A 15207-nucleotide genomic window follows, 5' to 3' on the forward strand; every position below is an offset into this window, starting at 1 on the left:
ATCGACACCGATCCGCGTGGCGATCACTGGTTACGCGTGACCGGCAAGGGCAGGAAACTGGCACGGGTCTCGCTGTCGCCGCTCGCGCGCCACCTCGCCGAACGCGAACTTCCGGTCCTCCCCGAAGCGCTGGAGTCGATCATCCACCATAGTGGGACGATTACGATGAGCGTGCGTAAGGGTGGATGGCTGGTGAACCGCTTCCGCGATAAAGGTGCTGCAGGCGTCGTTTCGCGACCGCGTGGCTGTAGCAGAGATCACCAGTTCAGGCATTTATTAGTAGCTTCAGTAACGGCATCGCGCCGCAACTGTCGCACACCTTGTTTGGATTGTATCTTCCGTCTTCGGTGAAATATCCCCTTGAATAAATGCTGGAAAAAGCCCATAAATAAGGCGTTGCGATTTCTGGTTTGACCCATCGATAGCCATATCCATTGTAACGCTCAAGCAGGAACGCAATTCCTTCGATTGTCCAGTCCTTATTTCCCGCAATTTTGTCATGCCTAAGTGCATCCAAGGCACTCTCATCCCACGTAAACGGTGGATTTCCAGATATGGGTAGCCCTTTAGGCACATGCTTTGTGCGTGCGCTCAGCGGGTCTCCGTTGTATAGATGCGCCGTCTTGCTCAAACCTGCTTCCCGATAATGGATGATCCCGATTACGTTCCATGGAACACCCGATTGCTGAGAAACGTGAGAATAAAAATCGCGGTTGTCTTCAATTCTTCTGGCGAGTCTCTCCAGCTCTTTTTCCTGTAATGGCGAGATGACCATCTTCTGCCATAGCAATCTGTATTCGTCTTTCAATGCTTCAGGGCTCGGCACTTGATGCCTCGTTGGATCCCTATCGGGATAATTCAATCCGCCAGGAACAGGTGGCTCGCGCCTCCACGCGACAGTGCCCTTGATTTCGTCAGGTCGTTCCATCCCAATACCTTTTTAGCGTGCAGATTGTAGACAGAAGCTCAGCTTCGGTGGTCACCCTCCATGCATGCTGATGCAAAACGGCAATCGACTCATGCAGCAGAACACTAATCAACGTAGACAATGCGCGGCAGGTAAGCAAACGTTGAACTGGCGCTCATGAGAGCAGCGCCAGTGCGCGTTCGGCGGAGCTACTTATGACGATACACTTCGCGCGCCGCGTTGCGGTGCAGCTTGCGGAAGTTTAAAGCGCGTCGGCCGCCGACCCCACGCTCCACATTTCGAGCCTTCTGCCCACTCCACCGCAGGATCTGGATTCCTGACATATGGAGGACGTTGTACGACCTTGCTAACCCGTATGATCCATCGTGCTTGCAATTGTCGAGTTCGCGACTATGCTTTCAATTAAACTCTTTGCTGGCATTTTTGAACAATGGTTGGAAAGGTATTTGATGAAACGGCAGCTGTATAAAATATTTTTTGCGAGAAAAATTATGTGGCCTCGTAATTTACCATTCTCTAAATCGTGGACTTTCATAGGCGGCTTCTTCCTGATTTTCTCTGAAAATACCGTAGCCGATTGCGACTGCGGGCCTACCTACTGCGTCGATACACCCGAGTATCAAAGAGTACTCGTCCAGAAGAAAGCTGCAGCAGAAGCGGCAGGCTTTCCGGGTCGCCTGATCGGACTCTACGATAGCTTGGACCGATGCGAAGCGTCCGTCACAACCAGTCCCGACGGATTCAATATTTTGCGCGAGACCAAAGAAGGCGACATATCGATCGACGAGTGGACTGCCGAAAATGAACGCAATGACGCGAAGCTCGTCAAAACCGGTGACCTCACGGCGTGCTACGTGATTCTTTCTCGACACGCGTTTGCCTGCTGCAATGGTACTAGCTTTGATCAGAGGCCCGATTACAATCAGCATCTCGACCTCAACACGGACGGCACTTTACCTTGTTCCGAGTGACTCTACGCGATCGGGATTTACCCTTCCCTGCGAACTCTCGAGCGCGTCGACCCATGATATGCCGCGTGTGGCCAGTCCGGGCGTCGTAGAAATCCGCTCTTCACGGATTAGTGCGTTTCGTCGCCAGTCTACGATCGAAGCAATACTCGCGTCGACACACCACCACTGCTTCTGCTTCTGCTTCTGCTTCTGCTTCTGCTTCTGAAACAGCTTAAACACAGGGCTGCGCCCGTACTCGCGAGGCGAGTGATATTTCAGCTCATTGTGTGATGCCTCTCGCTGGACCGTCCGGACTTATTGCGCAATGTTTACTAGGCTAATACAAGCGCGCAAATAGACCTAACGGGCATCTGCTGGAAAAAAGACGCCCTTTTACAGACATAGCGGCCGCGCCGAACTTCGCACATTGTTGAGCGCAGAAATAGACACGAAATAATTTTGCATACAAGGTGGTATTTCCACCGATTCCAATCGACGTCCACCATCCTGTTGAGCGATCTGCATAACTAGTTAGTAAAACTTATTTTTATGAGAAGGGATTCAACGAATTTGTACGGTTACTCTCGATGACTTCCTTGAGATTTCGGCTCGGATGATCTATTAATCAATGTGATGCCACGTCAGACATCATCCGGAGGAAAGGATGGACGCAAGTCGCCGGGATTTTTTAGTGGCGCTAGGATCGCCAACCCCGGTTCGCGCGCACGCGCACGCCGACGATTCAACTCATGCACTGCTGCAGCCATTGACGGTAGTGCCATTCAGCTACATACCGCCTAAACCCGAAGACGTACGCACTGCGAGAAAGATTCTAGACGGCGCACCAAAAACCACGCCGTTTGAAGTGGTGACATATTTATCGATGGCCACGGATGTGCCCGCCCAGAGTGATCCGGCACGTCCTGAGACATTTCGTGAGCGTTGGATTCACTACGTCAACCCGCTTATACGGCCAATGTTCCAGGACATTGGCTACGCACAGACTGCCGGCGCCGGGGACTGCACGGCGTGGTGTGCTACCACGGTGTCATGGTGTCTTAAACGATGCCACTACGAACTACCGCCGGACGCACCCGTCGCCAGGAGCTTTGTCTCTTACGGCAATCTCAAAAAAACACCAAAACCAGGTGACCTTGCCGTATTCCAGAACATCGATCGCCCGGCGAATGGACATGTAGGTTTCTTCGTTTCAGAATCGGATGAAAAAGTTACGGTCAGAAGTGGAAACGAAAGCCAATGGAAAGAAAAAATTCTCGCGACGGAATGCGGCGCGTCGATTGAAAACAATCTTATCGGCGATAACGACATTGTCAAGCTCCCACCCAAGCACGACAGACGACACCATCTTCGCCTCATTGGATATCGGAAGTATAGCTAGCAGGAAACTTCTCAGTTAGAAAAATGCTTCGGACCCGGCAGGTGATATTCCGTTGATCTATTGTAGTTGGAGCGCCCGCGCCAGGCACTCGCGGCGTACGACGTGCGGATAAGTATCTGAGAGAACGCGTATGGATAGAACTCCGGCTGGCAATGCTGATGTTGAAGCCTTCCCGAAGCGTCGGGGGCTATTCGAACACTATTCCGACCTGGTCGAAGCGCTGTCCGAACTCAAAGCGACAAGGCGATCGATGTTGCTCGGCGCCGCAGGAATGTCGGCGGCACTTCCGTTGATCGGCCCATTGGTGCGCGCGGCCTGTAACTTCAATTACGTCACCGGCGAACACACTGTCGAGATTTCTATTGCGGGTATTGTGGCATGGCGGATCGATCGCCGATGGTTCGACGGCAATCCCAAACTGCAGGTCCGCCGCGCCGAGTCGTCGATTCACGTCCACCTTCGTCAGGCCCTATTTCCGGGTACCAATGTGCCGGCAGATCTACTACTGCAGGCGAAGCGCGTTGGTGCCGAATGGACTGCCCGCCTGACACTCGAAGGTCTCGGGTTCGACGCCGAGGTTCCTTTTCACTTGTGGTTGTTGGGCTACCAACGCGCCAGAAGTCCGATTGCCATCGACCGGATTCATTTTCGCGGAGCACCCACACTTCGCATCGATGCCCTGCGAGGGCTGGCGAGTTTCGGCCCAGACTGGATGCTAGATCTGGAAGATTTCGAGCAGGCGTCGATGCGCATGGGTGGACAACTGGCACCTGTCGACTCAGTGCACATCGAACTGTCACGAGAGTCTTTCTCAGTCCCTCACGCCGACGTTGCCAATCACCGCCTAACTTCAGTGTGGCCTCGACTGGCGAGCAATGCGCCGCTGGACTTCACCGCGACCGTTCCCGGCGTGTCCTTGAATGCACGCCACGCCGATATCTTTATCGGCGCGTCGTCTCACTCAACACGATTGCAGGCGCAACAGCGCGACGGCACAGCGCTTCTGAATTGGCAGAGACAAGGACAAAGTCAAACCGATATACGCCTCGCGGCACAAGTTGTTCATCTCGTGCTCGACTACGCAGGACAACATCCCAGCGCAATCGGCGTGGCGCACCTTGCGGAAGCGACATGGCACGACGCAGGCGAATTTGTCGCTGAATTCAGGCACCCCGTGAATGGGGGAAAAATCTTACTGACGTCGACTGATGCGTCGTTTGACGACGACACGACAAATCGCGCAGCGGGATCGCCACGTGCGAGCCGATTTATCGTGAGCCTGTCTGGCTGCGACGTGGCGATGTTCAGAGCACGCAACGCGACCGGGTCTTCTGCCCCGCCGCAGGCATATGGCGAAGACATTATTTCGTTCGTGCATGGCCGCATTCCGCTCGACGGCTACGATCTCGACCTGCGCCGCGCGGCGGATGGGCTCGTAGTCACGCTACGTTTCAGGAACGTTGATCTGAAATTCACTTCAAACGGTTGGTTGTTGACTGGAGGAGATCGATGGCCGGGCGCGCAGTCTCTCGTCGAATTTGACTTCGGCTCGCAGCATCTGATGGAGGAAGCTATTTACATCTCCGACTGGTGCCAGCATGCGTCAGGTGGCGCATGCAACTCGTCCAGCGCAGATACGTTACCGGTTCCCGATGAAGTCGCCGCACTGGCGATGCTACGCGCGTTGGCGCAAGGAATGTGGAGCGAGTTGCCGAATCCGCCCGTCACGCTGGCATGGATGCACGAGAATCACGTGGGCGCCGAGGATCTTGCCTTTCTACTCGACGAACTCAACAGCAGCGACACCTTGCGCAACGCGTTCAGCAGATTCACACGGGATCCTCTGTTGCGCGTGCTTCTCGGCGATCGGAAACGAAAGAAGCAAGTGGGCCGCAAAGCCGAACGTGCCCAGTCGTCTCACCTTCTCTTCGAGTTTGGCGCGAACAATTGGTTACCGCTCACTCTCGACGCTCTATTCGCGTGGGCCACGCCGAATGACACCCCGCTTACTTTGGTGCGCCCGATGCGCGCCAGAGAACTCGGCGTCTTGCGTCTCACGAATGAAGCTGATCCGGATCGCCCGGTCATCACACGTCCACTTAGCCTGCGTCAACCACTTACCGAGCTCTGCGAATACGCTACGGGTATAGAGGTCCCCGCGCGGCTCGTGATAAGTCCCATCAACAAAGACGTGGCGCGTTGGAGGCAATCGACGAGTTATCTCACTACGAGCCGGGCATTGCCGCCGCGCAACGAGCTCTGGAGCGTACGCCTCGTCAACGCTCGTGTGCGCGCAGTGTTCACGCCAGACGCAAGAGCGGTGAAACCAGAGAGTTGCGCGGAATGGCCCGAGTGCCCCGACTGCCCGCCGCAGACAGATGTTATTACGGTGGACATTTTTAACCCGCCTAATCCTTACGCGGGCAGTAGTACCGCCCATTGTGAATTTCGCGCGACGACCGATTCCCGCGACCGCCACGAACTTGTCGCGCTCACATCGCTGTACGGCTTCCATGCGCTGTGCGGATCAGACCAGGTACTCGATTGCGATGCAAAATCCGGCGTCTATATGCCCATGCCGATCGATGCCGCGCTCCTTCAGATCACCAGTCTCGGCGCCAACTTCAAGTTCAAGGGATTCTGGAATCCTCCCGCTTCGACAAACAACCGCGGGGCACTCAGCGTAACCCGCTACGATCATCACGGCCAGATCGGGCGCGACATTCGCGCTCGCGTCGAATACAAGGGTTTTCTATTTCCACTGGGTCACCCCGCCATTCTCATCAAGCTAACGGAACGGCGTTTCTGCATAAAGAAGAGTGAGCATGGCTTGCCGCAATCGGTCGCGAGTCTCGTGCAACGTTTTTTCATTCACGTGCCACCCTTTACGCGGGCTTTTCCCGCCATTAATCAGCCTAACGAAAATCGATACTGGGGCCACGCATCGATCTCGATCGCCGAGTTCACGACGCCCGATCTCGCCGCGCCGGAACACAGTGATGTATGCAGTCTCGGCCAGAGCGCATTCTGGCCAATGACGCTGTGCGGAGCAGATATTCCCTTTCCGTTCGGAGAGACGAATACGAAGTCGAGTTATAGCGCGCCGCAGGTCTTCATCGACAACAACGTCGCGCATAACGACGAGTTGCTGCTGAAAGTGATCCGGTATTGGCGAAGCCGCACGGTCGACCACTTGAGTGCGCACGTGGACGAATGGCCTGACGGCATAGAAAGGGGATATGCGCAGGTGTTGTCCGGCAGGCTACCGTATGTAGCGGGAATGCACGGCAACAACACCGACATCGAGACAGATCAGATCCTGCTCGATGTTCACACGGCCTTCGACAACGGTTACGACTATGTCGCGGATCCAGAACCGGTGACCACCCCAGCAATGGAAGCACAGAATCAGCCACCGTTCTATCCAGTGCGCCGGCGCAGTCGTGTCGCTCTGACGCAGATTTCGACCATTACCGGTAACACCGGCAAAAGATATCTCATGCAGTACGACTTAATCTACGGAAAGCAAGGATTCGCCGCACCTGCTAATGCCGGCCAGATCTTTGCCAGTTTCGTCGATGTTGCGCCGGCAATGGACTTCGGCGGCAACACATCGCGCTCGGGTGGATTCGCGAGTCCGAGCGCTTCGATCACCTACCTGTCTGCGAAACGCGGGTTGATAGGCGGCCGTCAGAGCGACCTCGAGCCGCTGGTGCCGCCCGCGCGCAAACTTCTGCCGCGCTATGGCAAACGGGACACGGAGGATACGTCTTCGACGCCAGAGCACAACGGCGATTTCGATCCGACGGCATTCTTCAGCACGTTTATCGGCGACGCAAAATTGCTGGGCATCGTTCGCATTGTCGATATTCTGAAAGTGGCGCTCGCCGCCTCGGGCACGAAGATCCCGACCGTCAACCGCGAGAATCTGTTCGATCTGGCCGAGTCCGCTTTACGCCGCATCGTGCCGATCATCGCCGGGCAGCTCGCGTGCGTGGCCGACATGTTCAGTCGCGAGGATCAGATACCAAGCGCGGTCGCGGCGCGGCTTGGTCCCGGTTTAACCAGCATGCAAGCCGATGCTGCGGCGCTGCGGGCTACGCTCGCTGCCACGCCGGTCGACGACGCAAAGATGATCGCCCAGTTGCGCGATTTCGGCTCCGCCGCGAACGCGTTTTCCTCGCAGGCGAACGCGATTGCCAACGAACCGGAACTGCTGATTCCGGACAACCAGCTTGTGGTACTCAAACAGCTTAAGGCCGTGCTCGACGCGCTGCGGCAACTTCAGTTGGACGATCTGGTCTCGGGTTGGCTGCGTCCCATGGCTCAGACGCTGGTTGAAGATGCGCTCGCGCAACAGATCGAGCAGCTGCGCACCGCAGTCGCGAGCAGCCCGGAATTCAATAGCCTGCGCCAGACGCTTCAGGCGCTGGAAATGCGGGTGAACGCCATGGCGGCGTTGGCTCAAAGCAGCGGCGCGCGGACAGCGATTAGTCTTTGGAACGATTATCAACAGTTACTCGCCACTATCGCCGAGTATCGCCGGGAAGTCGCCGCCTTGGTCGATCCGACGCTTCAGACGGCCGCAACGTTAAAGGCCGACGTCGACAAGCTGACCCATATCGTCGAAACGACGCTGTGTGTCATCGGCACGCTTTCCATCCACACCGACGATCTCGGATCGCAGGTCAGCGTCTTTATCGCGACCGTGAGCGAACAGCTGGCGAATCTCGAAAAGGACCTTGCTGAACGTAAGACACTGGATCCCGACCTGCGAGGGAAGGCAGAGCGCGCGCTCGCTCGTGGACGTCAGGCAGCCAATGCGCTTGCAGACGATCTCACCAATGACATCGCACGCCTGCGATTCAAGCGACAACGCTACTCGAAACCCACGGCAAACGAGCAGCCGCCAGGCAATGCCGTAGCGCTGCTCGGCGAGGACGTGATCGTAGATAGAGTCGCTTTGCTCGTGATGCAGATCGACTACGTCACGACGTTACCAAGGCGGATTGTGACGCAGGCAAACAGGCTGATCGAGGTGATTCAAGCAGCACTCGACTATCGGTCAAACTTTACGCTGACTGCTGACGGCAAGCTTTGGGAGGACTGCGCGCAACTCGTCTCCTTGATGGGAAATGCATTCGCGAGCATGAAAGCAACGCTCAACCACAAGTGCGCCGAACTGCAACTGACTTCACTAGCCGCGCACTTGAACGCCTTCGCGAGCCAACTCGATCAGTTTGCCGCTGACGCATCGCTGCAGGCGCCGTTAGCCGGTGTCGCTCAGGCAGCGCGAGACGCCGCAACGCAAGCGATTGCGTTGAATACGGATCTGACTGCGGCGGTCGACGCATCAGGCAAGCCTGTCACCTTCGACCTGCAGGCCTTCTGCGCGGCACCGGCGGCTTATGCCAAAGAATTCATGGCGCGCCACGCCGGCGAATTAACGTCGCTCGACGCGTTTGCGGCGGACTGCGCGAACGTCGCACAGATACTCGCCTGGTGGAACGGCGTCGCCCAGACACTCCCCGCGACCACCGCCGCCTTGATGCAGAAACTGGCCACCACGCTCGACGAGCGCATCCAGAGGCAGGCGCAAACCGCAATCGCGGCAGGATCCGCCGATTTCTGTGCGGCTTTGTCGAAGGTGGCAACGGCACTCGCGCCGTTCGTACCCTTCACGAAAAATGAGGTTTCAGTCTATGTGAGCGCCGAGTTGCTCGCTTCGCTTAAGGACGTCTATGACCAGGTGCAACCGATGCCCTGTCCGCCCGCCGCGCCAACCTGGCCGGCAGCGCTGCTTGCCGCCGTCAACAGCCTGGGCACGCTTCTCGCGCGAGCCGCGTCGTTCCAGGGCGTCGGTCGACTGGTCGACGTCAACAGGATCGTCAGCGACATAATCGCGTCGCTGGGTGTACCGACACGCGTGCGCGTGACCTACGACTGGGAGACCGACGTTCACGCGTTTCCCGAAGGTGATGACGCCGTTTTCGAGCCTCTCGACGAGCGCACGCTCACCATCCATGCAACAGCCGAGGCAGGCGTCCAAGGCGGCCCGCCGACAGCGACGATGAACGCCGAGTTGTCGTCCTTCAAAATCAACCTGTTCGGCAAAGGTTCCGAAAACTTCCTGTCCATTACGCTCGACCGCCTCACACTCGAACTGCCAGCCGGCGGCAAGCTGCAGTGCAAGACCAACGTGCTGCTGGTGGAACCAGGGCCGGCACTGGGGTTTGTACAGAGTCTCGAGACGCTGTTCGGCGGCGACTCCGGCTTCCTGGTCCTGCCCACGTTCAACGGGATCATGGTCGGCTATGAGTATCACGAAGACATCGAGGAACTGGGTGGCTTCGTGATCCAGAACATTGCGTTCTCGATCTACGCGAGCCTGCCGTTCGACAATTCGCCCGTGCGCTTCACGATGAAGCTGGCGGACAAGATCAAGCCTTTCCTGATGTCCGCGGGTATTTACGGCGGCGGCGGCTTCTTCGGCATCCAGACCCGCGTGGACACGCTCGAGGTGCTTGAAGCATCGTTCGAATACGGTCTCGTGACCGGCTTCAAATTCGGCGTACTTACCGGCTCCGGCCGCATCACAGCCGGCGTCTACATCCGGCTCGGCGGCCGCAGCCCTGCGATCGAAGGGTTCTTCTGCGCGGTCGGCGAGGTCAGCATCGCCGACCTGATCACAATGGGCGCTTCATTACGGGTTTCGCTGGACTACTCGCTCGCTGACAATACGATGTCCGGTACGGCGGACTACGAATTCCATTTCTCGATCGGCTTCGTCCAGTTCAGCTACCACGTCACCGTCGAGTACCTCCGGAACGGCGATAAAGGAAAGACCAGGCAGCAGCAGAACGGTCAGTCAGCCGACGCATCGACACCGCTTGCCATCGCCGCAGCCGACACACCAGCGCTTGAATATGACGCCACCCCGGCAATGGGGTCGCAGGAACATGCCCTCTGCGCGGAGGCGTGGCGGCAACTGTGGGCCTCGACGCTAGCCCCCGACAATCGAACGACGATCGCGCAGTCGAGCTGCGCGCCACGTCCCGCCTCTCTCGCGTAGGACTTCGACAATGAACGATTCGACGGACGGCGCTGTGCCCCGCGTGCGGGCAGACTGGTATATCGTGCCGTGGGGCTTGCTGCCCGGCCATGCAAATACGCTTCGATACAGCATTCGGGTTGTGCCCCAACTCTGCGAGAGCGACGAGAGGGACTGCTTCAGCATCGACGCGCTGCGCAACTGGCCCGCACACATCGCGCAAACCGAGCACCTGCAGTTGCAAGTCGTGCCGCCGACCTACGCGTCGGCTTCTTCACGCGCAAACCTGTCGAAGCAGTATCTCGCGCACCTTTGCAAGCTTGACCTGACCTTGGAGCAGGCCTCGCAGTTATGGCACGCGGCAATCGGCGAGCTTGTCGACGATCTCGCTAAAGCGCTGCACAGCGGCACGACAACTTATCGCAGCGTACCGCTGAGCGCACCGGTACCCAAGCAAAAGCACGACAGTTCGGCTGTGGAGCGATTTACCCAATTGCGCATTGGCGATCTATGCGCGGGCAGTCTGCACCTCGCTGCGCAAGACAGGTCGGGTTCGCCTGCATCGACGTTGCACGGCCGGGTCCAGGCCGCGGCACCTTCGGCCGACACGTTCGGCTTCCTGCGCGCCAGTGCCGCGATCTACGCGGCACCGAACAAGCCACAGCGCTCGTACCAGGATATCAGACAGAGCGTCACGAGCCGCGCCAAAGTAAAGTTGGATAGTTGGGCCATGACGGTGCTGGATTGGCACGCGCAAGCGCCGTCGGATTCATCAAGGTCGAAAGCCGGTGGGAGCGCCGGGGCTGCAAGCGAGCGCACCTATCTGCCCTACTCGTTCGCGTATCTGAACTACTTGCTGACGGTTTCCGATCCGAACGCGCGGGATTTCGACGCTCGGTCAGGCGATGAAGTCCCACTCGACGATTTCGGCATGCAGCTAGGCAAACGCCGCCTCGCCTATGCAAGCACAGGCCCCGTGAAGTTAGAACCCGACCAGTGCGCATCTTCGGCGGACGACACTACGCCTCAGCAGAAGACCGACATCCTGATCAAGGAGATCCAGGGGCGGATTTCGTCCATGATCGTGCACCCATGGCTGGCCAAAATACTCGGCCTGACCGTAGACATGGCGTTGTCGCTGAACGATGACATCCGTCACCTCAAGAGCATCGGAGTCGAGTCTTTCAAAAAGTTCGGCGAAGTGCCGCAACCGGTCGCGCAGTTATTGCGGACCCGGCTAATCGATGGGTTCGCGCAATCGAGTGCTCCCGGCGCCAGCGTCAAGTACAAGAATGGCGTGCTCAACGTCTCGTCCAGGGACAACGCATTCCTCCTGACGCAAATGGACGTAGACCGCACGCCAGAACGCTACGTGCAAACCGCGGTCGCATTCGAGACGCAACTCCAGTCGGGACAGGTGGCGAGCAAGATTGCCGTCGCCATGCAGCCGCAGGAAACGGTCGGACTTTCGCTGATCGAATGCGGCGCGGAGCGCAAACTCCACGCGCTCACGCGGCGTGCCGACGTTGACCGCTCATCGCTCCAAGATGTCTATCTCGAACAGTTGCTGGTCGGATACCGACCCGACCTGAAGACGCTGACGCCCGCCGATAACGACGACTCGCACAGTCAGCCCTGGCACGCCTTAACGGCCCGACGTATCAAGCGTGTCCGACTGGGTAAGCTCGGACTCGACATCACATCATGGTTCGGCAAAGTAGGACGCTGCGAAGCATTTCTGCCGGAGCGAACTCGTACTGCCACGTCGAATGGACAAGACGAGACGCAGGCTTTCATCGAGGGTGAAATGTTCCGGTGGTCAACGTGGGGGCTTGGCGCCGGCCCCACGGCACCGACCGCACACGCAGCACCGAAGGACTGCAGTCTCGCGGTCAAACAGGCAAACGCCTATGACGGCGGTAGCCACTTGAGCATCGAATACGAGGCCGTTGACGCTCCGCCGCAGCGCTTCGGCCATCTTTATCGCGTGGGAGTCCGGCTCGCGATGATCGACGGCAACAGCATCGAGGTCGGCGAAGCCGCGTCGGTCTACGAAGGCCGCGGCAGAGACGAAACGTGGACAATTGGCGACGACACCTATCCCGAGGCGTCCGACAAGGGCATCCTCCCGATCTTCAGAGGCGCAATGTTCCGGCGCTTCGAGCCGATTGCACCACCGACGGTGCTGATGACCGAACTCCCCGTTCGCGATCGATTCGTTAAAGACGCCGCCACGCACGTTGTGGTCGCGAGCGGTGAGTCCGACCGGCATTCGCGCAAGCGCGCCTGGCGCGCGCTCGTGCCGCCTCGCAGTACAAGCCTGGATCTTTGCGCACGTCACGGCATGTTCGATGCGTTCAGGGATGGAGATAGCTGGCCGCCGTCCGCGTTTGCCGACGTAGTGCTCACTCCGCAGGGCGACTTTCCTGTCGAGCGTTACGCCTATACCGGCCTGCCGTCGCACAACACGAAGACGCAGGAACTCTATTTCCGCCGGCAGAGCACTCCCCCGCCGAAACCGCGCACGCAGTACTACCCTGACCCCTGGGCACGTTGCGCAATCCTGGGCTTTTATCGAGTCGGCGACGACCGTATGATGTGCGTCGAACAGTTCGACTACTATGCGGGCGGACGCACATGGCCCAATTGCCGCGAAATGCGTCTTTGCGTGGAGGTTGCATCCACCGTCAAGGATCCTGCGCAAGGCTTCGAAGTACGGATGGGTGACGATGTCGTGACGGTACTACTGCAACCCGGAGTGCAAGTGACGCTCAGGGTGTGGCATGAGATGGACGTCCCCATGCTGCAGCAGTCGGCCGTGGTCGAGCAGATCGCACAGCTTGCTCTTTGCACCACAAAAACCGGAGAAAATTTGCGTAGTATGATTGACGTCCGGTCTCTTCATCACCACGACATTGTCGAGATTCGCAGCAAGCTCATCGATACGCTATCGCGTTGGGAACAGACTCGCGATTGGTCATCGGGTCTTCCCTGCCCGTTCCACACCAAAGCCGCGATGCTGAATCTGACTTCGTTCTGGATGCTCAATCCATTTGTCGAAATCGATCTGCTGCACGCCGTCGACAGACCTACACGCAAGCCATATCTCGTACAGAGTTGCTCTAAAGACGCAACTCGACCGCACGCGCAGCCGAACGATTTTTGCGCAGCGGCAACCGAAAAACCCTTCCAGATCTATCGCGAGGCTGGGCAAACGAAAGCCGTTTTTCAGGGGCATCTGTACGTCGATCGTGCATCGACGATTCGTGTAGATGCCACGGCGCAATGGACAGACAATCCGCCGATGGCATCGCGGGTGAACAATAGCGGCGCATACGTCGCCACGCCGAATCTAACCAATGCTCATCTGTTCGCATTGAAGGATGTCGCCACGGTCGCGATCGACGACCACGGTTCGCCACCGTCCGGGCCGATCGCGGCGACACTGCCTGCGCTCGAAGATTTCCAGTTACTCGAGGCAAAAATCTCCATACGCAAGGACGATCAGGCCGAGAGCATGCCCGCGGTCGAGGAATACGACTTCATGGACACGCGCGCGCGGGTGATCGACGTTCAGTTGTCGGGTGCCTCGCGCTACGCTGACGAGTTCGCCAATCTGACGCCCGCGCAGGCGCAACGCTTATCCGCTCTTGACCGGGTGATCGTCTACAGCACGAAGCGTCCCGACCCGCCCGAAGTCGAATACGTTGTGCCTGTATTCAACTGGAGCGACGCACCGCCCCCGCTCAACTCACCGATGCCGGATCACATAGGGCGCACCCGCGATGCCGGGTGGTTCCGGATTTGGCTGGGATCTTCATGGTATTCATCGGGCAATGGGGAACTGCTTGCGCTACTGTGCTGGCCAGGCAGATTGAAGGAGACCAAGCAGAGCATCTTGCAGAACTGGATTCGACAGGACACCGGCGAGGCCTTCACTGAACCCGATCCCGCTATCGAACGTTACATAACCCGTTGGGGCGTGGACGCGCTGATCGGCGAACAGATCGAGTTCTATAACCTTCCGATCGATGCGCTTTGCAACCGGCTGAAAGTACTCGATGACTTGAAGCAGACAGGTGATTCATCGGACGTTCTGGACGTCGACATCGATCACCTGCAGGGCCAGGATCTGGAGCCGACCATTGATCTGTCGAAACTGCCCGAATTTGCCAAGGCGACGTTCAAGCCGCTCGGCAAGGATCACCCGCCAGCCTCGCAGGTAATGCTCGCGCTTTATCGCCCCGAACTTGATGCCGCCACCGGCAAGATGTTCGTTGATATTCAACTCGACCCGAGAAAAGCCTATCAACCGTTCGTGCGGCTTGGGCTTGCTCGCTATCAGACGTACGGGCTGAATGACGGAAAGATGGATTGCAGGTTATCCACGATCGTGTCGACCGAATTCGTTCAATTGCTACCCGAGCGAACGGCGAGTTTGTCGGTCCACCGTACGGATAGTGGCGATATTGAAAGCGTCCAGGTTGTACTGTCCGGCACTGCATTGCCAAACACGTCCCCTCTTGCGTGCAGGTCCCGTTTCATCGCGACCGCCGAGCAGCGTCGCTTGAGTTTCGTCCCGCCGAATGAGAGGGACGAAATTAACGGCGCCTGGTTACCCGTCAATGTCGCCCCTGAATCGGTGGAGTTGACCTGTGGGGTGGCGAATCAGGTCTGGCACACGACGCTCCCACTGCGAACGCGCGTCGCTCATGAGTATTCGATCAGAATTGAGGAATACGAAATGCTTCCGACCGATAAGGCTGAAGACTCGGGCCGTCTCGTGTATTTCGATCGTTTGATAATCCGCGACCTGTAGCTCCAAGATAGGCTGCGCGGGTGGGCGGCATCGGGGTCGTCTTGACACGTAGACGAACTG

General features: G+C 57.9%; 5 protein-coding genes. 4 read left to right on the forward strand and 1 reads right to left on the reverse strand.

From position 1 onward, the window contains the following. Positions 1-265 precede the first annotated feature (265 nt). Positions 266-928 (reverse strand): hypothetical protein, encoded by a 663-nt coding sequence (locus AC57B6_RS19250; protein WP_496421909.1) that lies wholly within the window; start codon positions 926-928, stop codon positions 266-268. 365 nt (positions 929-1293) lie between these two features. Between AC57B6_RS19250 and AC57B6_RS19255 the strand changes: the two genes are divergently transcribed. From AC57B6_RS19255 to AC57B6_RS19270, 4 genes are all read left to right on the forward strand, one after another. Beyond that, on the forward strand, positions 1294-1899 hold the full coding sequence (locus tag AC57B6_RS19255) for a hypothetical protein (RefSeq protein WP_496421910.1): 606 nt from the start codon (positions 1294-1296) through the stop codon (positions 1897-1899). A gap of 643 nt (positions 1900-2542) precedes the next feature. Then, complete coding sequence (locus AC57B6_RS19260) at positions 2543-3277, forward strand: CHAP domain-containing protein (RefSeq protein ID WP_496421911.1); 735 nt, start codon at positions 2543-2545, stop codon at positions 3275-3277. Between the two features lie 130 nt (positions 3278-3407). Continuing rightward, the gene (locus AC57B6_RS19265) at positions 3408-10349 is read left to right on the forward strand and encodes a hypothetical protein (protein ID WP_496421912.1); all 6942 of its coding nucleotides are present in this window, start codon (positions 3408-3410) and stop codon (positions 10347-10349) included. A 10-nt stretch (positions 10350-10359) separates the two neighbouring features. Further along, complete coding sequence (locus AC57B6_RS19270; RefSeq protein ID WP_496421913.1) at positions 10360-15147, forward strand: hypothetical protein; 4788 nt, start codon at positions 10360-10362, stop codon at positions 15145-15147. Positions 15148-15207 lie beyond the last annotated feature (60 nt).

It is taken from the genome of Paraburkholderia sp. BGA-UO-ETr-F12 (assembly GCF_059567945.1).

Excerpts from the sequence above, each read along its gene's own strand:
- AC57B6_RS19250 (WP_496421909.1), bottom strand. The coding sequence starts at position 928 with ATGGAACGACCTGACGAAATCAAGGGCACTGTCGCGTGGAGGCGCGAG.
- AC57B6_RS19260 (WP_496421911.1), top strand. The coding sequence starts at position 2,543 with ATGGACGCAAGTCGCCGGGATTTTTTAGTGGCGCTAGGATCGCCAACC.
- AC57B6_RS19270 (WP_496421913.1), top strand. The coding sequence starts at position 10,360 with ATGAACGATTCGACGGACGGCGCTGTGCCCCGCGTGCGGGCAGACTGG.
- AC57B6_RS19265 (WP_496421912.1), top strand. The coding sequence starts at position 3,408 with ATGGATAGAACTCCGGCTGGCAATGCTGATGTTGAAGCCTTCCCGAAG.